Raw genomic sequence first — 23565 nt, forward strand, 5'->3', positions numbered from 1 at the left:
ATATGTTGTAAAAACTTATAGAATTTGATATTTTTAATAACATAATACAGAGGATATTGGGATATCAACCGAACTTTTTTGAAACGCATTTGGTAGAAAAACCATCTATTTCGGCAGAAGAAAAACAAAAGTTTTCAAAAGCAAAATTAGAGGTTTCAGATTATTTTTTGCCTTATCAAAATTTTAGTGTATTACAAAATCCATTTCGTAAGTTTCCATACTATTCGGCAGTGAATATTGATGGAAAACATTTTTATAAACTTAGTAGGGATTCAATTTTTGAAGGAAGTGAACGTTGGGCAAAGGATAAAAGAATTCCACACGATACACAATGGGGAAATGCATTATATGATGCTGAAAAATATGATTTTGACAAAGGGCATTTGGCAAAACGAGAAGATGTACAATGGGGGATAAATAGGGAGGAAGCACGATTAGCTGCTCGTTCTACTTTTTTTTATACCAATGCCATGCCGCAGGTAAGCAAATTAAATCGCGGTGTTTGGAAACAAATAGAGAATTATATACTACATCATGAAGTGATTAAAAACAATATGAAAATTTGTTTGTTTTCAGGACCTGTTTTTCGAGATGATGACCCAGTTTTTATTAAAACAGTCAATGAGGAACAAGTACAATTACCATACTTGTTTTGGAAAGTGGTGTATTATGTAGTGAATGATAAATTGCATCGAGCAGGTTTTTTAACGAGTCAGCTGCGGCAAATGAAAAAAAAGCGTATCGTTAAACCAGTTACAAGAAGTACAGGCGTACAACTTAATACCCATTTTAACAAGTTTAAAGATGCAGAAACCTATCAAGTTCAGGTTTCTTTTATTGAAAAAATGAGTGGATTATCTTTTGAAAAAGCAAATGAATTGTATCAAAAAAGTAGTCCAGAACAAATCATTCTATCTCGTGTCAATGTTCGAGCCAATGCTCAAAGCGTGTCATTAGAAGAAGTTGTAGCAAATATGAACTTAATACTATAAGATTATTTCAGAAGTAGTGAAAATATTATTTATTAAAGCCAATCCTGTCGATAGCGATGCTCTACGCTTAGATGTGGAAGAAAACGCTATACGTGATGTGCTAGATGGAAGTGAACTTAGAGATCATTTCAACTTTCAGGCGAGAGGTGCTGTAACTAAGGATTTATTGATTGATCATTTACTAAAAATCAAACCGAACATTTTACACATTTCAGGACACGGAAATTCAGATGAGCAGTTGTTGTTAGAAGATGTTGAAGGTTACTCAAAAGAAGTGTCTATACAGAAATTATCTGATGTTTTGTCTGGGTTTTTAGATCACATAGACTGTGTTTTTTTAAACACTTGCCACAGTTTGTCAGGTATCGATGATTTTAACAAAGGAATTCCTTATATCATCGGAATGAATAATGAAATTCCAGATGATGTTGCCATTGATTTTTCTCGTAATTTTTACAATGTGTTATTCAACGGTAGAAGCATTAAAGATGCATTTAAGATTTCGCTGGCAACGATTGCTCTCAACGATCAAGGAGATGAACATATTCCGAAACTGATTGTAAATACTGAAGCAATTAAGTATACTAAAGAGAAAGACCAAAAGGAAAATGAGGAAGAACTTGTGAGCACAATTGTTTCTGAAGAAGAAATAGAAGTTGCTAAAAATGGATATCAAAAAAGTGTACGTTTTCATTACCGATTGATTTATGTGGCAATTGCACTTAGTTTAGGATTAGTCGTTTTTCTATTCGTCACAAACGATCAAGACATTGCTTCGTCTATGTTGGGATTAATTCCAAGTGCTTTTAGTAGTTATCCTTTTTTAGAAATTCAAAAAAAGAAAAATAGAATCACATTGATACAAGTTTTTGAGTTGAAGCGAAAACGATTGTTAAATGCATTGTCACATCTTTCAGTTCATGAGCGAAAAGAGTTGAACGAAGAATTCATGCGATTGATTATTATTTAAAAAAGAAGAAGAAAATGAAATACTATAAATCCATTGAAGAGACAATTGCAGAAGTTCAAAAAAAGGACAAACGCTACAACTATGTCATCTTAATTATCATTATTTTGATGATAGCGATTATTGCTTCTTTGATTATTTATGCACAAGACAAACGCAATCGTGCAAATGAGGAATTGATTGCAAAATATGAGTTGGAATTGATTGAAAATAAGCGTTTAAAAATTCAAGATTCACTGCGTACAGACTCCATTACACAATTGGTCAAAACTCTTAGAAAAGAATTAGAAATGATTGAAAGAAAACTAGAGACCAACACCATCTTGGATGCTGACAAAATGGTTGTTATGAATACTGTGAATTTGGCGCAAGAGAAATTGAACCGAATTACTAATAATGTGACTGACAATACGATTGTACGTTATTATAAACGTAAAGCAGACGGGAATCGTATTGAGCGATTAATTCAGTCAATGAAAGACCCACAATTCAACTTAAACTTAAAACAAGTAGCCGATGACAATGGGCGTTATCGTGTAAATACGGTTTGGTATGGAACAGATGTAGATAAAGAAGAGGTGCGTAATTTGGTTAGTGCTTTACTCCAAATAGGAATTGATATAAAAACAATTAAGGAGTTTGATAACCCTAGTACTAAAGAATGGAAAAGTGAAGCCATAGAAATAGGTTACGAGCCAACAACAATTACTAAAAGTATTACCAGTGCCGACCTTACACGTTATGTGACAAAAAACAATAATAGTGACTATTATGTACGCTTTTATTCGTTCAATCCAGATGCAAAGATTAAACAATCATTGACGCAGTTTATTAAACGACAAAATTATAATTTGAAAGTATATCCAGATTGGAAAGAAAAACCAAGTTTCTTTTCTAGTTCGCCAACCGTTTTTTATTATAGTGAACAAAGCAAAGCCGAAGCAGAAGAGTTGGCAAACAAGCTTAATCAAGCTAATAGAAAATTGCGCTTTACAGTTCAACGCGGAAACGGTTATGGAATTAGTAAAAGTGAATTAGATAATACTTTTATTGTACATTATTTGCAATAGTTACTTGGTTTGTTCTATCTTTTTGTAGAGATATTCTAATAAAAAGCATATAATACTAATACCTAGAGCAATGTATACAGATGAGGGACTTTCAGAATAATGTTATACAAGTAAAGGCTATCATTGCAATCATAAATTCTTTATATAGTATCTCTAATTTCTACTTTTGATATTATTCTCACATAAGTAAATAATCTCTTTGACGCGTTTTTCACGAGTAGCTGTACGCTTTGCTTGATGAAGCCAATATAAATAGCTTTTTTGATACGAAGGACTGAAATTTTGATAGTTTTCAAATGCTGTAGGGTGTTGATTAAAAGCTATTTGCAACTCTTTCGGAATGATTCCGTTTTCAACGTCATCTAAAGCAGTCCATGAACCATCTTTCATAGCAGCAATCATTTTTTCAGTTCCGCTTCTATGCATTAGCCCAGTAGCTGTCAACTCAACAATGTATGTTTTGTTTAATTTGCTCCATACACTTTTTGGTTTTCTTGGACAAAAGTATTGCCGTCTACGTTCGTTATCAAGTCTTTTAACGGTGCTATCAATCCAACCAAAACATAATGCTACTTTTACAGCTTCTTCCCAACGCATGCTGTCTTTTTCAGAACTTACTTTATAAAAAATCAAATATATACCAGATGATGAGTCATGATTTTCTTCTAACCATTCACGCCATTCCGTATCGTTTTTAAAATAAAGCTCTTCGTGTTTTTTCATTGCTAGTATCGTTCTATATTTTAATCGTATCCAATAGAAACCAAATAAAATATTTTTGAGATGTTATCTAAACACTTTTGCGGGAAATACAATCAAACTCTCATGTCCGTTCTTTCCAACGGTAGCAATACCAAAGTAATAATTGTCAATAACGATGCCTTTTAAGGTAAATTCAGTAACATTGCCAACAAATCGGGAGTATTGCCATTGTGGAGCGGTGGTATCTCTCCAGTAAATTTTATAACCTATCACATTACTATCGTCTGATTTTTTCCAGCGAAATTTTACACTTGGTTCAACAACTCCTCCAATTTCAACTTCTTTTGGTGGAAGAGGAGACCATGCCAAACTCGCCAGATTAATTGCATTGACAGCAGTAAGTTTTTTTGCGTAGTCAAAATTAACCCCTTCAATTACATCTCCGTATTTAATACCATTTTCCTCACGAATGTTTTGGTGTTGACGATTGTAATTTTCATGAGCTTCCATGATTCGAACTCCGGCAAATCCCAAATCATTAAATGGTCTATGATGACCACCTCGACCAAAACGGTCCAAACGATATATCATCATAGGATTCATTTCGGGCATATAGGTTTGTACTTTTTTATGAATATAACGAGCTAATTGACGAGAAATTCCATCTACTTCACCACCATAAAAACGACGAGATCTGCGTTCACGTTCAGTTTCATTAGCAGGAACAGGTTCGGAAAAAATACGAAACGAACGATTATCGATAACGCCATCAACTCCTTCAATATTGCCAATCATATCATTGTTTAACACGCCAATAATATCCCAACCTTGTTCTTTGGCATAGTTGGCTAATCCTTGTCCGCCAAAAAGTCCTTGCTCTTCGCCCGACAATCCAACGTAAATAATACTATTTTCAAAACTATATTTTGAAAGCACTCTAGCCGCTTCAATAGTTCCTGCCATTCCAGAAGCATTGTCGTTTGCGCCAGGAGCGTCTGTGGTAAAATCCATAGTGTCGCTTGCTCGCGAATCAATATCACCACTCATAATAACATAGCGATTAGGGTATTTGGTTCCTTTTTGAATTGCGACTACATTTACCACCCAAGCGTCTTTTGGGACACGACTATTTCCTTCTTTGGTTACAAAATCTTTCTGATAAAATACGTTTAGACAGTTATTACAGTTGGCAGAGATTTTTTCAAATTCTTTTTTAATCCAACGTCTGGCAGCGCCAATACCTCGTGTTTCAGAAACTGTGTCGCTAAACGTATTTCGTGTTCCAAAGTTTGCCAACGTTTTAATATCATTTTCAATTCTATCAGCAGAAACCGCATCAATAATCGTATATAGCCGAGAATCTGTTTGAGAAAACGCAATGGTAGCGGTGCATAGTAGAATGATAGTATATATTTTTTTCATAATAGGGAGAACTATTTTTATAGAATTTGGTTAGTTTTTTTTAGTGTAGGTAAACGGAACAATTTCAACAGAACCATTTTTTTGACCAATTGCTACATAAATAATCATAGTATGTTCGTCAATTTTCTCAAAAGTCATTCCTTCAAAAATGGCTTTGTTCTCTGTTATGCGAATTAGGGGAAAATCTACGGTTTGATCTTTTGTTTCCCAGCCTTTCAAATCGTTATTGAAATGTTTTAATCGTAAGAGCAAACTGTTATTTTCTTCCACAATTGTCTCAATTTCGTAGAACTGCACTTCATTGTCAACAATCAATTTGAAGGTTGCCATCATAGAACCGCCTGATGGTTCGCTCCAATTTTCTTCAGTAATTCCTCCAAAAGCTTCTCCTTTCCAATTTCCAGCAATCCAACGAAGGTTTTCTAATGTAGGAGCTAATGTTGTTTCGGGTTCTGCAACTAACGCTAGTTTGTTGTTGGCTTTGTTGACAGTTATTCGTGTGATATTATCAAATTTTTCATGATCAAATAAAGTAACAATTTTCCAATCTGTATCTTTTTTAGGATCAAAATGATACAATACTTTTCCTTTTCCCATTAAAATAGAACCGTCAAGTAGCCAGCACATGTCTTCTACTTTAGGAATTGTATGAATAATTTTTTTAGTTTCCCCTGTTTTAAGATCTAATGAACGAATTTCCCAATGCTCATTCTTTTTACTGATGTAACTTACTAGATTCGTATTAGGAATATTGTGTAAAGAGCGTCCAATATTAGTGTCTACCGTACGATTGGTATTATTTCTAAGAGTAGAAATCACCAATTCATTCGGCTCTCCTAATACAAATGATACAACAGTATTTTTATCATGCCACACATAGTAGCCGATTACTTTGTCACTGATGATGCTTTTACTTTTGCCACTTCGGTAATGATACAAACGTTGTAAGCCTGTAGTATCTAAGCGAATGGCAGAAATATCTTTTGTAGTAGGGATGGAGGTAGGTGAATATTCACTTCCTTGTTTTGTAGACGAAAGCCATTCTTTTTTTCCAGTATTGGTATGGTAAGCGCAGATATCCGTTTGTCCGTTTCGCGTAGAGGCAAAAAGAATTTTATTACTGTATTGAAACGAAGGCTGATTGTCATACCCTTCATTATTGGAAATATTTTTTCCATTAGAAATCTTAATTTGCCCTTCTTCTGTAGTAAGATCAAATAAATAGATTTCTGTGTTGGTTTGTGCATACAGAGCAAGCGGACACACAATTCCTAGAAATTGTAACAATCTTTTCATCAGGTTGATTTGTTAGTTGGTTTAGAAAGTTACGCATTTTTAGAAATATGCTTTTACTCTGCATTGATTTTTAACAAAATAAGCTCAGAAGTTTAGGGTTTTAAAAAAGCTTATTTTTTTAATTTTTTTATTACTTCCGCAATCCAAATCCTTTAGGTGCTTTTAGAGGACTAGAATCGTACATGTTGATATAGATTGAAACGGTATCTTTTGAGCCTTCCCAAGTAACTCTGTAATTATCTAAAAGGGCAAACTCACCATAGGGAGAATTGTTACTTTTTACTGCACAGCAGCTTCCTGCTCGGTAATACGAAACAACTTCACCATTAGGGCCAGTTAATGCATTTAAATAACGTCGTTCATTTATAGGACCTTCACCATCTTTAACACCGCCAACTTCTACAGCATTTTTTGGAGAATATCCATATGTAGTATCTGTAGCTATTTCGTTGATTACAAAAGTGTACTGATCTTTCAGTGTTTGTTTATAATTTTTGTCGGTTGCTTTTTTGATAGAAGTTGTTTTTGCTACAGTAGATTTTTTACTTCCACAAGCAATTACAAATCCTGTCATCAAAAAGATGAATACTATTTTTCTCATACGTTCAGTTTTAGCGTGTTAATGCAATATTCTAAACTATAGTTTTCACCTTAAAAAACAAATTTTATCGGTTGTTCGGTCTGTTTTTGAGTTTAGTGACTCAAAAGAAATTTTTTATAGCGCATAAAAAGCATACTTTTACCTTATGACTTTGTTATCTTACATTTCACTATACACAATGTCAGCAATTTATCTTATTGCTGGAATGTGTCATTTTTGGAAGCCTAAATTTTTTTTAAGTATTACGCCAAAATGGGTTCCTATACCCGCATTTGTAAATATAGCAGTTGGTATAGCTGAGGTACTTTTGGGATTAGCATTGCTGTGGGAAACAACACGTAGCTACGCAGCCATAGGAATTATAATTTTATTGATTTTCGTATTTCCTGCCAATGTATACCACTATCAAAAAGCCAAGCGTAAAGGAAAGATGGTAATTGTTACGATGATTCGTTTGCCAATACAACTTTTACTATTGTATTGGGCATATACTTTTGTATAGCCCTTTTTTATACTTTAAATCTTAATAAACGTAAAGCATTGAGCACCACTAAAAGCGTAGAGCCTTCGTGTATAGCCACAGCACTACCAATGTTTGTTAATCCCATAATGGTAATCGGTACTAAAAAGGCAACTACACCTAAGCTAATCCATAAGTTTTGCTTGATGATATATTTGGATTTTCTACTCAATCCAATAACAAAAGGAAGTTTATCTATTTTATCAGACATTAAAGCTACATCCGCAGTTTCGAGCGCTACATCACTTCCCGCTGCTCCCATAGCCACGCCAACGGTACTATTTGCCATTGCAGGAGCATCATTTACACCATCGCCAATCATGGCTACTTTGGCATCACGTTGTTTGAGTTGTTGAATGGCTTTTACTTTGTCTTCTGGTAGTAAATTTCCTTTGGCTTCAGTTAATCCAATTTGTCTTGCAATGGAATCTCCTACATTTTGATGATCGCCCGTAAGCATAATCATTTTTTTAATGCCTATATCTTTTAATTTTTGAAGAGTATCTTTTGCGGTAGCTCTTGGCACGTCCATTACGCTCAATAAGCCAATGAGTTGTGCTTGATAAGCAACTAACATGACTGTATGACCATTTTCTAGTAACTCCTTCATTGTGGTTTCTACATGTGAGGTTACGGCAATTCCATTATCAAGCATGAGCCTAGTATTTCCTATATAAACCCATTCATTTTTGTAAATGGCTTTGATTCCTTTTCCTTGAATGGCTTGAATGTCTGATGCCTCATTATTAGTTTCAATAGAATATGTAGTTTTTATGTCTTTTGATATGGCTCTGGCCAAAGGATGATTACTCAAACTTTCTACTTCTACAACAACTTTTAAAAATTGTTTTTCATCAAAATCATTTAAAGGTATGGCATTGGTTAGTTTCGGTTTTCCTTCTGTTAAGGTTCCAGTTTTGTCAAAAGCAATAGTGGTGAGGCTACCGAGGTCTTCTAATGCACGTCCTCCTTTTATTAGGACTCCATTTTTTGCTGCACAAGCAATACCACTTAATACGGCACTTGGTGTAGAGATGGCCAACGCACATGGACTTGCGGCTATAAGTACACTAATGGCTCTGTAAAGACTTTCATTAATTGTTTCATCAATAACTAAATGAGCAAAGCATAAAACAACTACTAAAAAGATTACGATAGGAACAAACCATTTTTCAAATTTTTTAGTTTGTAATTGTGTAGGCGATTTTTGAGTTTCAGCTTCACTTACCATTTGAATCAGTCGCGAAATCGTACTGTCTTCATTGAGTTTTAAGACTAAAACTTCTATGGCGTTATCTCCATTAATTGTTCCTGTGTATACCACATGCTGTTTGTCTATTTCATCAAAATTTGGAAGATTGGAACTATTTTTAATAGCTGTTTTATCTACTGGAATACTTTCTCCAGTTATAGAAGCTTGATTTATACTACTATGTCCATTTATTATAACACCATCTGCAGATATTTTTGCATTGGGTTTGACCACGATGATATCATGTAATTGTAACTTTTCAACAGGAACTTCTATAAGCTCTTGTCCCTTTTTAACTAAGGCAGTCTTAGGAGATAAACTACCGAGGGCTTCTATCGATTTTTTGGCTCTACTCATGGCATAACTTTCTAATGCATGCCCAAGACTAAATAGAAATAGGAGCAAAGCACCTTCTCCCCAACTTCCAATATAAGCAGCACCAATAGCGGCTGCAATCATTAAGAAATCAATTTCAAACTCTCCTTTTTTTATCTTTTCATATGCTTCAATAGTGGTGTAAAAACCGCCAAAGAAATAGGCTAGTAGGTAACTAGTTAAGTAAGTCCACTCTGGAGCAGCAATGAGTTTTTTGAGAATAAGTCCTATAAAGAAAAATAAACCACTGAGAATGGCAAAGTAAAGCTCTGTTTTTTCTCCAAATATACCATGATGATCGTGTGTATGCTGATCGTGATTTGTGTGTTTTTGTGGTGTCATGTAGGTTGCATGGTTAAAGATACAAGATATTAAAAATAAGTTGTTATGTGACGAGCAGTTTCACAAATGATTAATTTATTATAGGAAACATTTTTTCAATTTAGAAAAATGTACAGAAAAAACTATATGGAACGAACCAATAACCATACGGCTACAAATTCCTCCAAAGTTAGTTCGCCTTCAAAAGTAAAAAGGATGGTGTTGAGAGTGCGATTATTTTCTAGGTACACCTTCCCATCTTCAATGTAGGCAATAATATCAAAAGAAGAGATGGAATTTCCTTGATAGATTGTATTGTTTTGTATGTTGAAAAGAATATCGCCTTGAAAGAAAGAATTTCCCTTATACACTTTTCCATTTCGAACTGTGGCAACTATATCTTTTAAAAAAGTAAATCGCCCTTGATAAATCTTTGAATCTTGTACGTTGAATAAAATATCTAGATTGAACTTCGAATTGCCTTTGTAAATGGTTCCATTCTCAACTGTACAAATCAAGTTTGTGGTGAAAGTAGAATTTCCGAGATATACTTTTGTCTGTGCAAAAGTCATCAACGCAATACAACTAAAGCATACAGTAAGTAGGTATTTTTTCATGTACTAAAGATACGTAAAGTTTACCTTACTTGGACAAGTTCAGTACAAGCCGCAGAAATGAAAACGTCATTGTATTTTGATGTACATACACTTCAAATACGCGCCTTCTGGAAAGCTGATTGGATGATCGCTGTCATGTTGAGTTATTTCTAAGATTTCGTAATTGGTATTGTTCAGTTGCAACGTTTCTTCTACCAATTCAAAAAACTCCTCGGCTGTGACGCGCGAACTGCATGATGCCAACACTAACATTCCTTTTTTATGAATTAATTTCAGCCCTAGTTGCGTCAACTTTCTATAACTAGCCAGTGCTTTGGGAACTTCCGTCGCGCTTTTGGCAAACGATGGCGGATCAATCACCACAAGGTCAAATTTTTTGTTGGCTTTCGCCAGAAGGGCCATTTCTTCAAATGCATCGCCAGCAATGACCTTATGTTTTCCTGAAAACGGATTCAATTTTGCGTTGCTTTTGGCAATTTCCAATGCGGGTGCACTGATATCTAAACTTGTGACTTCTTTGGCACCGCCAACCAAGGCATGTACGGAAAATCCGCCAGCATACGAAAACACGTCTAAAACCGTCTTGTTTTTAGAAAGTTCGCCTACTTTTTTCCTGTTGGCTCTGTGGTCTAAAAAATAACCTGTTTTGTGTCCGTGAATCACGTTGGCAGAGAAGTTAACACCATGTTCTTTAAAAATGATGATTTCGTTTTTGAGTTCGCCGTCTAAAATTTGTCCGTCCGTAAAATCAAATTCATTGTTTTCTTTTTGCACATTTCGACTGAGTCGTAATACTGTTGTTTTTGCCTTGCTGACTTCAATCAACGCTGGTAAAATAGTTGCCAAATGATAAAACCAAAACGATGCATACAATTTTACAACAAGAACACTATCATACACATCGGCTATCAATGAAGGCAAACTGTCATTTTCGCCATAAATTAAACGATAGCTATTTGTGTCGGTTTGTAGTAATGGCAATCGTTTGTTATAGGCTTCTTGTATTTTATTCCTAAACCATTCTGCATTGATGGTTGCAGGTTTGTTGGCTTGCAAGATTTTGATACGAATGGGAGAATTCGGGTCGTAAAAGCCACAGGCTAAAAATTGATTCTTCCGCTGGTCAAAGATTACTGCCAAATCACCACTGTTTCCTTCTTTATTTTGTTTTACGATACTACTTTCAAACACCCATGGATGTCCTTTCTTCACCAAGGTTTCCGCTTTTGGTTTCAGTTTGATGGCGATTTTGTTTGTTGGGATGTTGGGAATTTGAGTCAAGTTTTTTGTTTTGCGTGTTTGTTTTGGCAAAGGTATGGTTTTTTGGGTTTTAGATGTTAGAATTGAGCTATTAGAATTGAGAATTTTGGTTGCTTTAATTGTCTACAGCTTTTTGCTAAATTAAAATGTCAGTTATTTTGTTTACTTGTTTTTCTGTTAATACAGGTTCAAAATAGTTAATGTAATCATTCATTTCTTTCAAGAGCTTTATTTTTACATATTTGAACTCGCCTTTAGGTTTATTGTTAATCATCACGATAAGATTTCGTATTGGAATTTTTTGTTCTCCCCAGTGATGTTCATTTAAAGTTATATTTTCTGAGATATATATGTAAAGAGCAAAATTTGCCCTTTCAATTTGTTCTATCGGTGACCTTAAACTAATTGATTCTATCGATGATTTACTCCAGTTTTTTGTTTCAATTATAAAAATACCAGCTTTAGATATTAAAAGATGGTCAATTTGTATGGAATAGATTTTTTGATGATGCTTTTTATAAAAAATGGGGCTAGAAAAATTTAAATTAAAATCATTAATTAAAACATAATCATCGGATAATTTTTTTATTTCCTTAACGACTAAATTTTCTCCAATGGCTCCTGAAATCAGATTTTTAGAATTTCGTATTACATTTTGAATATATTCCAATTTATCAATTTTAGATTTAGCCCTTCTTTCAATTATGTTTTGTTTTTCCGTTTTATATTTTTCGATGAAAAGTTCATCATTTTTAATATGTGTAGATATTTCTTTTACAGATGAATTTATGAATTCAGTTTTATTTTTTAGATAGCGATTGAATTGTTTTTTTAGAAAGTAAAGATTAATATTTGAAATTATGTTCTTTAATAAGTTTCCTTTTTTTTTATGCTGAACTGAATCAATTTTTATTCGTAATTCAGAAACTTTATTGTTTATCTTTTCTTCTTCAAAATGGATGATTTCAGACTTTTTCTTTATTTTCAGTTCAAGATTTTTACAAGTTTCTGAATATTCTTTTTCTAACTTGTTCGATGTTTCATCAAGAATCGATAGTCTTTCGGATTCATAATTTGACAAAAAATCATTAATTTCTCTTACAGAACTAAATCTAGAAACTCCTTTATCTTCTAATTCAGATTTCAAGGATTTTAGTGATTCTATAGTTCCATATATTCTTGCCATTAATGATTTTTTAGATTAAGATTGACAGTCTCAGATATGAATAGTCACAAAGACTAGTACTTGACTCTAAAATTATGACCAAGCTGAAAATCCGCGAGGATTTTCAGAAGTAGGCAAGACCAAGCAATTACTTATAGCCATTGTTAGCCACTGGGCTTTTTAATAATCGTGACGACTGTATAATTCAACTTTTGCTCCCCAACGAATAAAAGTTTTAATTATAGATTGAACATCAAGCTCATCCGTTAAAACTTCTATTTGATTTCCTTCAGGTTCAAACTTGTAGAAATAATCAGCTTGTTCAGCATCATTTTCATTAAATGAACTAAAGTTATGTTTCCTAAAAAGTTCCATTAGTTCATCTGAAAAGTAATCGTTACCTCCATCTGATTTATCTTCGACATCGATTAAATCATTGTAAAAATCAGCAGCTTTTTGAGCATCTTCGGCTGTTTTAAAGGTTCCTATAATTCTTAATTTTGCTGAGTGCTCTCCAGCAAATGATTTCCATACTTTCATATTTTATTTATTTGTTTGAAATATTTTTCGATTTCGTTTATGTTATCAATTTCAATTCCTTCTTTATCGTAAGAATTGATTTTTAGCTTATTGTTAGCAGAAATATGAGAAAAAAGAAATTCGTTTGGGTTAGAAATCTCAAGAGTTTTTGATTTAATAAAATTTGCAGCTTCGTGAGTTACTAACAACTCGATTTCGCTGTCATATTTCTCTATTATTTTGTCTAATTCTACCCAATCATTTTCAGTTAATTGAAAAACACCATTGAGATGTTCAGGAATTATTAACACATTTTCTGATGAAATACTTATTGCTAATTCAATTACTTTTTCTAATTCTCTAATTCCATTTTTACTAACAACACAGTTTATTCCAAATGGAATTTTACCTTTAACAAACTCAATTTTCTTTAGTAAGTCTGATAATTTTTTACCTCTAATTTCTGAGTATCGTGGTTCAACACCATCGATTGAAAAACGAATCATTGAGACATTACCGATTAGTTGCTCTACAAACTCTTTTTTCATTTTATGTCCGTGAGTTGTAAAACTTATTCCCAATGATGTATTATTCCATATCCAATCACATAGTTCGGTAAAGTTTGGGAATAGAGTTGGTTCGCCACCACCAAAAGTTAATTCCAGAACTCCTATTTCGTCAAGTTTTTTAGTGATTTTCTTTAGACTTTCGAAACTTAAAGTTTCTTTGTTCTTTGGTGCATAACAAAAATGACATTTTAAGTCACATATATTGGTTAATGCAATACTAACTATGCGAGGTGAATTTGAAATTTCATTTTCATTTAAAGTCACTTCATCCATTAAAATATGAATCCCTGATTTTCTATCAAAGTAGTGAAGTCCGCTTATCTCTTTTCTTAATTTCATTTGTTTTCTTGCCTTGTGGCTAACGTTTAATATAACAAGCGTAGCCTGCCGAAAGACGGCTATGATTTGTTATACATTGTTAGCTGTAGGCTATAGTTCTTTTTGTAATTCTTTTATTCTTAATTCCAATGAGTTTAATTCATCTTCGTTAATTCGAATATCCGGGTGTGCTCTCAATATATATTTCAATGCACCAATCCTTCCTGCACAGATTAAATAATCCTTTTTAGCTTCTGTCAGATTAAAGTCAGTTGTTTTAATTGGTCTGGAATCGATGACAACCACTTGATTAATATATTTTTCTACCGTTTGGATTTCTTCTCCTTCAATCGCGATATTCATTAATTCTCCAATAACAAGTCCACCTTCTTTAGAATCTGATACTAAAAACATTCCAATAAAAGGTTTGTTAGGATATCTCTCAGTAAATGTTTTCAAAGGAAAATTACTCCTTAACCCACCATCATAGACTCTTATGCCATCCACATATTTCGGACTGAAATAATAGGGAATTGACATTGAGCATCTGGCAGCAAAGGCTGCATGATTGTCCATACGCTCTCCTTTTGAATCAAATGTCAAAGTACCGTCTTTAATTCTTGAGGAATAAACTATTGTCTGGTGTTCAAGTTCTTTTAGCTTAACTTTAGATAACTTATTAGGATATTTCGATTTTAATAATTCATTGATCCATTTTTCAATTTCATTACCAGGGTATAGCCCTTTAGTTATGATAAAATTTAAAATGATTTTTAAACCTTTTGCATCTTTGAAGTCGCTAAAATTCTTATTACTAAGAATTTCAATAAGTTCGTTAGGTTTATAACCTGCGCCTAATAGAACTGAAGCAATTGCGCCTGCTGAAGTACCAGCAAATGTGTCAAAAGAAAAATGTTTTTCTAGTTCAAGTAAAGCACCAGCAAAGGCCAATCCCTTGACACCTCCACCTTTGACAACTAGTGAATACGGGAACTGATTACTGACTATTTGTAAAAGGGAATTTATTGAATTCTTTATTTCGAGTGTAAGTTTTGGTTTAAGTTGGTTAAAACATTCACTGCAAATTTCACCTGAATTCAATGAATCTCTTATTTCAAGTTTATTCATTTTCTTGTGAAAGATGCAAGTTTTTCTATTAGGATCGTTATGAGATTTAATTGATGGTTCAAGAAAGCTTAACGCATATCGGACAAAGTAATATCTCAAATATCTAATTCGATCGTATACAAAGTGTTCAAAATCATGAGTTGTAAAAACAGCAAAACCATTTTTAGCGGAAACAGTACCGAATATATTGCTCAGTCTTTTTGATTGAAGAAATCCATCCACTACCACAATAACAAAAGGGCGATGGCCTTTCGCTTTTTCCTTGAAATCAATTATCCAAGAAAAAACATCCTCTGATTTGTAGTCCCCCGCTTTGTGTAAAAACAAAAAGTCCTGATAAGTTGAACTTGTAATTTGAAAGATAAAATCACTTTGAACTTGATTTAATGTAGTTATTGCCTGCTCAATGTCTGAATACAGATTTTCGTTTGTAGCTAATATTTCAATATTAAATGCCATAATGATGACTAATAAACTCTTAAATATGGATCGTCATCAAAATCAGGTTCTCCCTTGTTTTCATTCTCCAATGAAACCAACTTTAAGCCATATTTGTGATCGCCTTTTTTGTCAGCTATTCCAGTTGCTATTTTAATTGGAAACCTATCAGGATAAAAAGGTGGAAATCTACCTAATATTCTTAGCGATTCCGTCTTCCATTGGAACGGAGTTGTATCTTCAAAATACAATGTGAACTTTACTCCATATATCCTTTTTTTTGACGAAAAGAATATTTCTTTAAATATGAGAGGATCTTTTATGATCCACTCAATTGTATCACCTTTTTCAACTTCAATCCTGTATGGTAAGCCAAAAACGCTTTCTAAGTTCTTTGGATTAAATTTTACCTCAATTTGAACAGTTTCTGCCATTCTTCTAGTTTTTTACACTTACAGCTAACGGTTCGTATAACCGTCAGTTACGGGTTAATATGCGTTTATTTTCGGTTTAGCACTGACGTTAGCAATTCCGAGTGGATTCGGACGTAGTCGAATCTGCCGTAATTGCGGTTATACATTGTTGCCAGCAGTTATTTTTAAATCAGTTTTAATTGCTTTCCATTATCGGCAAATTCAATTACATTTAAAATTGACTTTCCTAAATCATTTAGTTTAAAAATAAGTCTATAATATTCGACTTCGCCACTTGCATCTTTATATGGTCTAATTTCAGGCAAAGAATCATAATATTCAGAAGCATCAATTGAAGTTCCGATGTATTGTTTGTCCTCTGAATCCCAAATCCCATATTCTGCCATAAAGTTATCACTTTCATAGATTTCATAAAATGGTTCGTCAATTTCAAATTCTGCCCAAGGAAATACAACTTGTAAACTCTGTTTTATGTCATAAAAATTAATATATTTTACTGTACTTATTTCAATGTCAATATCTTCGCTAACATTTTCTTTTATGGTTAAAGAAACTCGACCATCTGTTTTGTTTATCCATTCCTCAATTTCAAGGATTATATCTTTTCCCTCTGCAATCAGACGCATAAGCTTTTTATCAGCTAGTAGTTTCTGAAATCTTTGTATTTCTTTTGGGTATCTGTTTAAGTCTTTTAGCTTGTCATAGAATGATTTAGATAATATTTGATGTTTTGGAATCTCAATTTTCCAACTCTTTTTGGTTTTAGAAATATTGCTTTCGGTGATTTCTTGCCAAATAGTTAAATCATTTTCAGGATTGTGAAGTATAATTATAACAGGTAAGCTGTAGTTGAGCCAATAATTCAGGTGCTTTTCTTTTCCTCTGAATACTATTTTGTTATTACTCTCTTCGTTAAAATAGCTTTCGCCAGTTTTTATTTGAATAGCAAAAAGTTCGCCTGAAGGTTCTCCTTTTTCTGAAATTTCCACAGTCATATCTATTCCAACATCTGTCGCAAGGATTGTTCTTGGTATCCATTCAAATTCTTTTAAAAAAATGGTTTCAATTTTTGAAACACCAATTCTCTCTGTTGGCGAAAATTTACTCATTTAGCGTTTCTGTTTTAATTGCTGGCAACGGTTAGTATATGAAAAGTAGGCGATTTCGAAGCACTAAACTTTCGGTTAAGAACAAAGTTTGATACAAGCCAAATCCGTTGATTTTACTGCTATTTTGCCTATTTTTTATATACATTGTTAGCGATTTGTGCTTTATTCATTTTTTAATTCTTGTGTTGCATCTTTCAGTTCCTTTGTTGCTTTTTTCATCTCCAATCTCAAATTGTCAAGACCTTTGGGAATAGAATCTAAACTACTATTTACCTGATTAATAATTGCATCCATTCTTTCTCCTAATTCTTTAGCGGACATATTTTTCACATTCTCCTTAAATGTTCCTAATAAATCTGGTAACTCTTCATTTACTTTTACTTCATATTCTTCTGAAATTATTGTAAAAAGTCGATTGTATAAATCAAGTTTTTTATTAAAAATATCTAATTTGGTTTTACCAACTTTCGAATTAATCTCCAATTGACTTGTTTTTATCTGCTGAAGTTGTTTTGAAATTTCTTCTTCATTCTTGAGATTCTCAACTCTATTTCCCAGCTCTCTATCTAACTTTCCAACGTCTGCTTCAGCTTCTTTGACTTTAATTGTGTTTTCTCTATTTGATACCGCAGTAAGTTTGTCAGCAATATTTGAGTCAATGTCATAAATCGAAATTCTCCTTGTAATTTCGCCCAGTTTATTTGAGGAAAACATCAGGAATAGCATCATACCTAAAACCGCTCCATATGTTATTGTTCCAAATCCTAAAATGTAAGCAAAGAAAATGACTGCGTACAATAGTAAAGAGTATATTGTTAAATGAACTACAATATATTTTAGTGGTATAAATTTTACTGTGACATAAAGAATTCCCCAAGTAACTAAAGCACCAATTAGTATTGTAAGAAAATCTTGAAAAGATAAATTTATGAGAAACGAACTGTTAGTTGTAGGAACATTCGAAGCAAATATTGAAAATGCAATTATCGGTAAGAATACAGAAGCAAAAAGTTGAATCCACTTTGATGAATTAGTTCTCAAAGGAATTTTAATTTGTCTAGATGCTTTGTACGATTTATAAGCAAAATAGGGAATAAAACTTACCGCCCAAACAGCAAAAACAGCATTAATAATAAAAGCAATAATTGTAAAAAAGAAAGTCAATATTCCTCCAATAGTAGGAGTTTTTAAAGAATTTATTAATTGAAATTGTTCGTTTGGTAAGGTTCCAGTTAATATTTGAATAGTTATACCAATGACTAAAATTGCTATTCCAATTATTATAGACCATTTCCCATACTTTGGCAAATTGTCCAATGTAGCTTTTTGTCTTGCTTCCAGTCCTTGGATTAACTTTTCTGCCATAGAACTTTCTGAAATCATATCGCCCATATGTTCTTTTAAGATTGAGTATGTATCTTCCATATTTCTATTTTTGCATAATCGCTAACGGTCTCGGCTATGAACAGTTGCGTGTGTTAGTACGGATTTTTGCTATTACACGACAAGCTGAAAATTCCACAGGAATTTTCAGGATAAGCCTGTAATAGCAATTATTTATAGCCAATGTTAGCTGCTGCTCTTTTCTTTTTTTAATTGTTCTAAACTTAAATAAAACACAGCTAATTCGCTTGACGCAGAAACAGCAAGTTTTACATAAATTCCGTCTAATGTTTTGAATTCAGGTGCAATGTCCGTGTCCAGTTCCGTAAGAATTTCGCAATTCAGTTATTCCGTGAGTAATGGTTGAAAATCCACCTAAAATTTTTGCGATTGAGGATTTAGCCAATTCAATATTCTCAACCTCAAATGGCATTAAATCAATTTGTTTGTTAGTCTCTTTAACCAATTTTGCAACATCCCAATCTTTATTAATTTCTTTTCCTGCCTCTTTTAAAATGTGTTTACAACAAGTTTCTATTAACTCTTTTGAAATACCTAAAGCCAAATGAGGGTTATTTTCGATTGACTTATTCATAAGCCTTATTTGCTTATTTACGTATTCTTGAGTTAGCAGTTCGGTTATTTTTTCCGCTTTTTTGTCATTTTGTTTTTTATGCTCACTTTTTAAATATGGTCTCCAACTAATGTCTTTCACATAAATTCCGTCCGCTTGTCCTGCTTCAGTAATTGCTGATTCGATAGCTGAAGTTTCTTTCGCATATTCTTCAATTTTGCGATGTATCTTTAGAGGAACGCTAACAGTTACCTCGTACATATAAGTTTCAACGTCACTATCCATTCTGAAAAGTGTGTCGATATAGACTTGGTCAATTTCACATTCATTTAGAAGATTTGCGGCTTTTTCTTCTTCTAATTCGATTAACCAATCGAAAATATGTCCTTTAAGTTCACTCATTTATTATTTTCAGCACGATGTTTTTTGAGTTGCAGCTAACGTATGTATAACAGGAATTCCTGTTTTTGTACTAAATAGGGTAAATAACAGGAACTTTTTTCAATACAACTTCCTGTTATTTTTTATAAATGTAAAATAAAGATTACATATATACAATGTGGTTTCCCGTAATTGACTAAAAAATCTTCTTTTTCCTATATTCAAAAACGTTGAAATCAACCAAAATCTTACACCAAAAAGGGACTATTAAAACCTCATGAGGTTTTAGTGAAAAGGTGCTGAGGTTTTGGGTAAAAGTACAGGAGGTTTTTTGTGAAAGATGCGGTGGTTTTTTAAGAAAGTAGTAAAGTGTTTATTTTCAATAATTTATGAGTTGCTTTGTAAGCAGATTACTTCAGTCATACTTCCTTCGTAATGACGTTTCATATAGATTCCTGTATTTGTAGCAAGGATCATGGAATCTCCCTAAAATGAGATGCTGAATCAAGTTCAGCATGACGCTCTACTAGCGCCAACAAAAAAGCCACCGCAAATGCGATGGCTTTTAACAAACAACTAAATTCTAAAAACCTATAGTAAGTCTAGAACTATTTTTAGTTTCTATTAGTTAGAAACAATATTCGTTTTCTGCAGTCATTTTTTCTGCAATTTTATTTCGTAAAGCTACTACGTTTGGCATGTTCGCGTATTTGGTGAAACGCTTTAATCCCATCAACATCATGCGTTGCTCATCACCTTCTGCAAAGGAAATGATTCCTTCTTTTGCTTTGGTCGTGATTTTTTCTACCGCATTGAAAAGATTGAGTTTTGTCATCGCAATTTGTATTTCTTGCGAATCTTCTCCGAAACGTTTTGCATTCTTTTCTGTTCTTAATATTGATGATTCTACCATGTAGATTTCAATTAAGATATCTGCAGCAGCCATTAATAATTGTTGGTGTTTTTCTAAGTCTGGACCAAATTTTTGAACCGCAGAACCCGCAACCATTAGGAATACCTTTTTCAGTTTTCCTAGCAATTCTTTTTCTTCTGAGAATAGTTCAGAGTAATCTGGAATGTCAAATGAAGGAATTCCCATCAATTCATCAGCAACTTTCATTGCAGGCTCTAAAAGGTTTACGTGTCCTTTCATCGCTTTTTTTACTAACATACCTACAGCGAGCATACGGTTGATTTCGTTGGTTCCTTCGTAGATACGTGAAATACGCGCATCTCTCCATGCCGATTCCATAGGTGTATCTGCAGAGAATCCCATCCCTCCAAAAATCTGGATTCCTTCATCCGTACATTTTTGCACATCTTCAGAGATTTTAACTTTTAAGATAGAACATTCAATGGCATATTCTTCTACACCTTTTAGTTCTGCTTCTTGATGTGTGTTTCCTTCTGATTCACGAATTGCAATGCGGTCTTCAATGTTTTTAGCAGCTCTATAAGAAGCAGACTCTCCTACGTAACAAGCCGTTGCCATTTCGGCTAATTTTGCCTTGATAGCACCAAAGTTTGCAATAGGTGTTTTAAATTGTACACGTTCGTTTGCGTATTTGGTTGCTTCAGTGATTACTCTACGTTGTGCATCCAAACAGGCAGCAGCCAATTTAATACGCCCAACATTTAATGCATTCATTGCAATTTTGAAACCATTTCCTCTTTCTGAAAGCATGTTTTCAACAGGAACTTTTGTTTCATTAAAAAATACTTGACGGGTAGAAGAGGAGTGAATTCCTAGTTTGTGTTCTTCTTCTCCTAAGGTAATTCCGTTTGGATTGTTTTTATCATATTCTACAATAAAACCTGTAATATTTTTATCGTCTTCAATACGAGCAAAAACAATCATCAAGTTACAGAAACCAGCATTTGAAATCCACATTTTCTGTCCAGAAATTAAGTAATGCTTTCCATCGTCGGTTAAAACTGCTTTAGTTTTTCCTGAATTTGCATCCGATCCAGCTCCAGGTTCTGTTAAACAGTAAGAGCCAAACCATTCGCCTGTAGCAAGTTTAGGAACGTATTTTTGCTTTTGTTCTTCTGTTCCATATAAAGTGATAGGCATTGTTCCAATTCCTGTATGTGCTCCAAATGCAGTTGCTACTGAACCTGTTGCTCCCGAGATATAATCGCAAACTAACATGGTTGAAACAAATCCCATTCCAAGTCCGTCATATGCTTCTGGTACTGCAATACCTAAGAATCCTAGCTCACCAGCTTTACGCATTATTTCTTCAGTAAAGGCATAATCCTTTTTTTCAAAACGCTCTTTATGCGGCCATACTTCACGATCGATAAATTCTTTTACCGATTCTTTCATCATTTGTTGTTCCTCCGTAAAATCTTCTGGAGTAAATACGTCTTCGCATTTGGTTTCTTTCACGAGGAACTGTCCGCCGCGTAAGATGTCTTTGTTGATTGCTTCTGTGCTCATTGTTATAGTAGATTTTAGTACTTAGTAGTGAGTATTGAGATACTACTACTCATGTTTTTGTTTTTATTATAAATGAATAGCGAAAACTCACTACTCAATACTGATATCTCAATTCTAATTTAGAAATTCAAAAATTCCTGCAGCGCCTTGTCCGGTTCCTACACACATGGTAACCATACCGTATTTGCCTTTCATGTCGCGCTTACGCATTTCGTCAAATAGTTGAACAGATAGTTTTGCACCTGTACAGCCTAGTGGATGCCCAAGAGCAATAGCTCCTCCATTTACGTTTACTATTTCTTGATTAAGACCTAATTCGCGAATCACAGCAAGCGATTGAGAAGCAAAGGCTTCGTTCAACTCGATTAGTTCTACATCGTTTTGTTGTAAACCTGCTTGTTTTAATGCTTTAGGAATAGCTTTTACAGGACCTATTCCCATAATGCGTGGTTCTACACCAGCCGCCGCATAGCTTACCAATCGTGCAATTGGCTCAAGGTTTAATTCTTTGACCATGTCTTCACTCATCACCAATACAAATGCAGCTCCATCACTCATTTGTGATGAGTTTCCTGCAGTTACACTTCCGCCTTGCGCAAATACGGGGCGTAATTTGTTTAGTGTAGCAACATTAGTTCCTTTACGCGGCCCTTCATCTTTGGTTACAGTATAACTCTTAGTTGCTCTTTTGGCGTTTTCGTCAATATAGGTTTGATCAACTGTAATAGGAACGATTTGATCTTGAAAGCGATTTTCTGCTTGCGCACGCAATGCTTTCATGTGTGAATTGTATGCAAATTCATCTTGATCTTCACGAGAAACCTTGAATTGGTTGGCAACTGCTTCTGCCGTATTTCCCATTCCCCAATAATAGTCTTCGTGACCAGATTTTACGATATCGTAGTTTAATTCGGTTTTAAACCCAGTCATTGGAACAGAACTCATACTTTCTGCACCACCTGCAATAATACAGTCTGCCATTCCAGATTGGATTTTCGCAACTGCCATTCCGATGGTTTCTAAACCTGACGAGCAGAAACGATTGACAGTTACTCCTGGTACGTCAACAATATCTAATCCCATCAATGAGATCAAACGTGCCATGTTGAGTCCTTGTGAACCTTCTGGCATCGCGTTTCCCACAATCACATCATCGATGCGTGTTTTGTCAAAATCTGGTAACTCTTTCATCATATATTCGATGGTTTCGGCTGCGAGTTCGTCCGTTCTTTTAAATCTGAACACACCTTTTGGCGCTTTTCCAACGGCGGTTCTATATGCTTTTACTATGTATGCGGTTTTGTTCATTTTTCTAGTATTGAGTATTGAGTATTGAGTGGTGAGTATTGAGATTTTAAAGTTTTTGTTGAAATGAATAGTTCATTTTCTGTATTTCAATACACTGCTCAATTACTGGTTGTACTTTTTCTTTGTTTATTAGACTTAATTCTATTAATAATAACAATTGCGTGTGTAATTCATAATTAGAACCATTAGCAATACTTAGGAAATGCTTGAACTCTTTATTAGAGTTTCTTCCAGCACCTTCCGCTATATTTGAAGGGACTGAAACAGCACTTCTTTTAATTTGAGTGGTTAGCCCAAATTTTTCGTCTTTCGGTAAATCAGCAATCAGTAGGTATACAGCTTTTGTCAATTCTATTGACTTCTTCCATATTTTTAAGTTTTCTACTTTATGCATGATTATT

22 protein-coding genes are annotated in these 23565 nt (G+C 33.8%); 4 read left to right on the forward strand and 18 right to left on the reverse strand.

Annotation, left to right across the window (positions count from 1 at the left end; all coding sequences use genetic code 11):
• Window positions 1-56: 56 nt before the first annotated feature.
• From AA088_RS07265 to AA088_RS07275, 3 genes are read left to right on the forward strand one after another with little or no spacing between them, the layout of a single operon-like run.
• The gene (locus AA088_RS07265) at window positions 57-992 is read left to right on the forward strand and encodes a DNA/RNA non-specific endonuclease (RefSeq protein WP_046744310.1); all 936 of its coding nucleotides are present in this window, start codon (window positions 57-59) and stop codon (window positions 990-992) included.
• 16 nt (window positions 993-1008) lie between these two features.
• Window positions 1009-1962 carry a CHAT domain-containing protein gene (locus tag AA088_RS17585; protein WP_052752813.1) on the forward strand — a complete coding sequence of 318 codons (954 nt, stop codon included), beginning with the start codon at window positions 1009-1011 and terminating at the stop codon, window positions 1960-1962.
• A 14-nt stretch (window positions 1963-1976) separates the two neighbouring features.
• Complete coding sequence (locus AA088_RS07275) at window positions 1977-3029, forward strand: hypothetical protein (RefSeq protein ID WP_046744311.1); 1053 nt, start codon at window positions 1977-1979, stop codon at window positions 3027-3029.
• A 153-nt stretch (window positions 3030-3182) separates the two neighbouring features.
• Here AA088_RS07275 and AA088_RS07280 read toward each other — a convergent pair whose 3' ends face one another.
• The 4 genes from AA088_RS07280 to AA088_RS07300 form a co-directional block, all read right to left on the reverse strand.
• Window positions 3183-3752 carry a YdeI/OmpD-associated family protein gene (locus tag AA088_RS07280; RefSeq protein ID WP_046744312.1) on the reverse strand — a complete coding sequence of 190 codons (570 nt, stop codon included), beginning with the start codon at window positions 3750-3752 and terminating at the stop codon, window positions 3183-3185.
• A gap of 63 nt (window positions 3753-3815) precedes the next feature.
• Entirely contained in the window at window positions 3816-5153 is a 1338-nt protein-coding gene (locus AA088_RS07285; protein ID WP_046744313.1) for a M28 family metallopeptidase, read from the reverse strand.
• A 30-nt stretch (window positions 5154-5183) separates the two neighbouring features.
• Entirely contained in the window at window positions 5184-6449 is a 1266-nt protein-coding gene (locus AA088_RS18715; protein WP_241483391.1) for a DUF6265 family protein, read from the reverse strand.
• Between the two features lie 130 nt (window positions 6450-6579).
• On the reverse strand, window positions 6580-7050 hold the full coding sequence (locus AA088_RS07300) for a hypothetical protein (protein WP_052752814.1): 471 nt from the start codon (window positions 7048-7050) through the stop codon (window positions 6580-6582).
• Window positions 7051-7228: 178 nt separating this feature from the next.
• Here AA088_RS07300 and AA088_RS07305 point away from each other — a divergent pair, with 178 nt between their 5' ends.
• Window positions 7229-7552 carry a DoxX family protein gene (locus AA088_RS07305; protein WP_241483392.1) on the forward strand — a complete coding sequence of 108 codons (324 nt, stop codon included), beginning with the start codon at window positions 7229-7231 and terminating at the stop codon, window positions 7550-7552.
• Window positions 7553-7559: 7 nt separating this feature from the next.
• On the opposite strand, the gene AA088_RS07310 is transcribed toward AA088_RS07305, so the two are convergent.
• The 14 genes from AA088_RS07310 to AA088_RS07375 all read right to left on the reverse strand — a co-directional run bounded on the left by AA088_RS07310 (window position 7560) and on the right by AA088_RS07375 (window position 23558).
• A complete protein-coding gene (locus tag AA088_RS07310) occupies window positions 7560-9539 on the reverse strand; it encodes a heavy metal translocating P-type ATPase (protein WP_046744315.1) in 1980 nt (659 codons plus the stop codon).
• A gap of 122 nt (window positions 9540-9661) precedes the next feature.
• Entirely contained in the window at window positions 9662-10135 is a 474-nt protein-coding gene (locus AA088_RS07315) for a hypothetical protein (RefSeq protein ID WP_156168474.1), read from the reverse strand.
• Window positions 10136-10201: 66 nt separating this feature from the next.
• Window positions 10202-11446, reverse strand: coding sequence for a class I SAM-dependent rRNA methyltransferase (locus AA088_RS07320; RefSeq protein WP_046744317.1), 1245 nt, complete (start codon window positions 11444-11446; stop codon window positions 10202-10204).
• Between the two features lie 85 nt (window positions 11447-11531).
• A complete protein-coding gene (locus AA088_RS07325; protein WP_046744318.1) occupies window positions 11532-12581 on the reverse strand; it encodes a nuclease-related domain-containing protein in 1050 nt (349 codons plus the stop codon).
• 159 nt (window positions 12582-12740) lie between these two features.
• Window positions 12741-13100, reverse strand: coding sequence for a DUF6375 family protein (locus tag AA088_RS07330; RefSeq protein WP_046744319.1), 360 nt, complete (start codon window positions 13098-13100; stop codon window positions 12741-12743).
• Window positions 13097-13987: a radical SAM protein gene (locus tag AA088_RS07335; protein WP_046744320.1), complete on the reverse strand. Its 891-nt coding sequence runs from the start codon at window positions 13985-13987 to the stop codon at window positions 13097-13099. Before AA088_RS07335 ends, AA088_RS07330 begins: the two co-directional genes overlap by 4 nt.
• A gap of 90 nt (window positions 13988-14077) precedes the next feature.
• The gene (locus AA088_RS07340) at window positions 14078-15553 is read right to left on the reverse strand and encodes a patatin-like phospholipase family protein (protein WP_046744321.1); all 1476 of its coding nucleotides are present in this window, start codon (window positions 15551-15553) and stop codon (window positions 14078-14080) included.
• An 8-nt stretch (window positions 15554-15561) separates the two neighbouring features.
• Complete coding sequence (locus AA088_RS07345) at window positions 15562-15966, reverse strand: hypothetical protein (protein ID WP_046744322.1); 405 nt, start codon at window positions 15964-15966, stop codon at window positions 15562-15564.
• A gap of 164 nt (window positions 15967-16130) precedes the next feature.
• Window positions 16131-17075, reverse strand: a complete 945-nt coding sequence (locus AA088_RS07350) for a DUF4365 domain-containing protein (protein WP_046744323.1) — start codon at window positions 17073-17075, stop codon at window positions 16131-16133.
• A gap of 162 nt (window positions 17076-17237) precedes the next feature.
• A complete protein-coding gene (locus tag AA088_RS07355) occupies window positions 17238-18500 on the reverse strand; it encodes an FUSC family protein (protein WP_046744324.1) in 1263 nt (420 codons plus the stop codon).
• A 256-nt stretch (window positions 18501-18756) separates the two neighbouring features.
• Complete coding sequence (locus tag AA088_RS17590) at window positions 18757-19434, reverse strand: abortive infection family protein (RefSeq protein WP_052752815.1); 678 nt, start codon at window positions 19432-19434, stop codon at window positions 18757-18759.
• Window positions 19435-20041: 607 nt separating this feature from the next.
• The gene (locus tag AA088_RS07365) at window positions 20042-21856 is read right to left on the reverse strand and encodes an acyl-CoA dehydrogenase family protein (RefSeq protein ID WP_046744325.1); all 1815 of its coding nucleotides are present in this window, start codon (window positions 21854-21856) and stop codon (window positions 20042-20044) included.
• 114 nt (window positions 21857-21970) lie between these two features.
• The gene (locus tag AA088_RS07370; protein ID WP_046744326.1) at window positions 21971-23164 is read right to left on the reverse strand and encodes an acetyl-CoA C-acyltransferase; all 1194 of its coding nucleotides are present in this window, start codon (window positions 23162-23164) and stop codon (window positions 21971-21973) included.
• 46 nt (window positions 23165-23210) lie between these two features.
• Window positions 23211-23558 carry a four helix bundle protein gene (locus tag AA088_RS07375; RefSeq protein WP_046744327.1) on the reverse strand — a complete coding sequence of 116 codons (348 nt, stop codon included), beginning with the start codon at window positions 23556-23558 and terminating at the stop codon, window positions 23211-23213.
• Between the last annotated feature and the right edge of the window lie 7 nt (window positions 23559-23565).

The sequence above is a fragment of the Kordia zhangzhouensis genome, assembly GCF_001005305.1.
Taxonomy (GTDB): domain Bacteria; phylum Bacteroidota; class Bacteroidia; order Flavobacteriales; family Flavobacteriaceae; genus Kordia; species Kordia zhangzhouensis.

Bases quoted from the DNA above. Each gene is read 5' to 3' on its own strand.
- AA088_RS07275 (WP_046744311.1), top strand. From the start codon at position 1,977: ATGAAATACTATAAATCCATTGAAGAGACAATTGCAGAAGTTCAAAAA.
- AA088_RS07280 (WP_046744312.1), bottom strand. From the start codon at position 3,752: ATGAAAAAACACGAAGAGCTTTATTTTAAAAACGATACGGAATGGCGT.
- AA088_RS07285 (WP_046744313.1), bottom strand. From the start codon at position 5,153: ATGAAAAAAATATATACTATCATTCTACTATGCACCGCTACCATTGCG.
- AA088_RS18715 (WP_241483391.1), bottom strand. From the start codon at position 6,449: ATGAAAAGATTGTTACAATTTCTAGGAATTGTGTGTCCGCTTGCTCTG.
- AA088_RS07300 (WP_052752814.1), bottom strand. From the start codon at position 7,050: ATGAGAAAAATAGTATTCATCTTTTTGATGACAGGATTTGTAATTGCT.
- AA088_RS07305 (WP_241483392.1), top strand. From the start codon at position 7,229: ATGTCAGCAATTTATCTTATTGCTGGAATGTGTCATTTTTGGAAGCCT.
- AA088_RS07310 (WP_046744315.1), bottom strand. From the start codon at position 9,539: ATGACACCACAAAAACACACAAATCACGATCAGCATACACACGATCAT.
- AA088_RS07315 (WP_156168474.1), bottom strand. From the start codon at position 10,135: ATGAAAAAATACCTACTTACTGTATGCTTTAGTTGTATTGCGTTGATG.
- AA088_RS07325 (WP_046744318.1), bottom strand. From the start codon at position 12,581: ATGGCAAGAATATATGGAACTATAGAATCACTAAAATCCTTGAAATCT.
- AA088_RS07330 (WP_046744319.1), bottom strand. From the start codon at position 13,100: ATGAAAGTATGGAAATCATTTGCTGGAGAGCACTCAGCAAAATTAAGA.
- AA088_RS07335 (WP_046744320.1), bottom strand. From the start codon at position 13,987: ATGAAATTAAGAAAAGAGATAAGCGGACTTCACTACTTTGATAGAAAA.
- AA088_RS07340 (WP_046744321.1), bottom strand. From the start codon at position 15,553: ATGGCATTTAATATTGAAATATTAGCTACAAACGAAAATCTGTATTCA.
- AA088_RS07345 (WP_046744322.1), bottom strand. From the start codon at position 15,966: ATGGCAGAAACTGTTCAAATTGAGGTAAAATTTAATCCAAAGAACTTA.
- AA088_RS07350 (WP_046744323.1), bottom strand. From the start codon at position 17,075: ATGAGTAAATTTTCGCCAACAGAGAGAATTGGTGTTTCAAAAATTGAA.
- AA088_RS07355 (WP_046744324.1), bottom strand. From the start codon at position 18,500: ATGGAAGATACATACTCAATCTTAAAAGAACATATGGGCGATATGATT.
- AA088_RS17590 (WP_052752815.1), bottom strand. From the start codon at position 19,434: ATGAGTGAACTTAAAGGACATATTTTCGATTGGTTAATCGAATTAGAA.
- AA088_RS07365 (WP_046744325.1), bottom strand. From the start codon at position 21,856: ATGAGCACAGAAGCAATCAACAAAGACATCTTACGCGGCGGACAGTTC.
- AA088_RS07370 (WP_046744326.1), bottom strand. From the start codon at position 23,164: ATGAACAAAACCGCATACATAGTAAAAGCATATAGAACCGCCGTTGGA.
- AA088_RS07375 (WP_046744327.1), bottom strand. From the start codon at position 23,558: ATGCATAAAGTAGAAAACTTAAAAATATGGAAGAAGTCAATAGAATTG.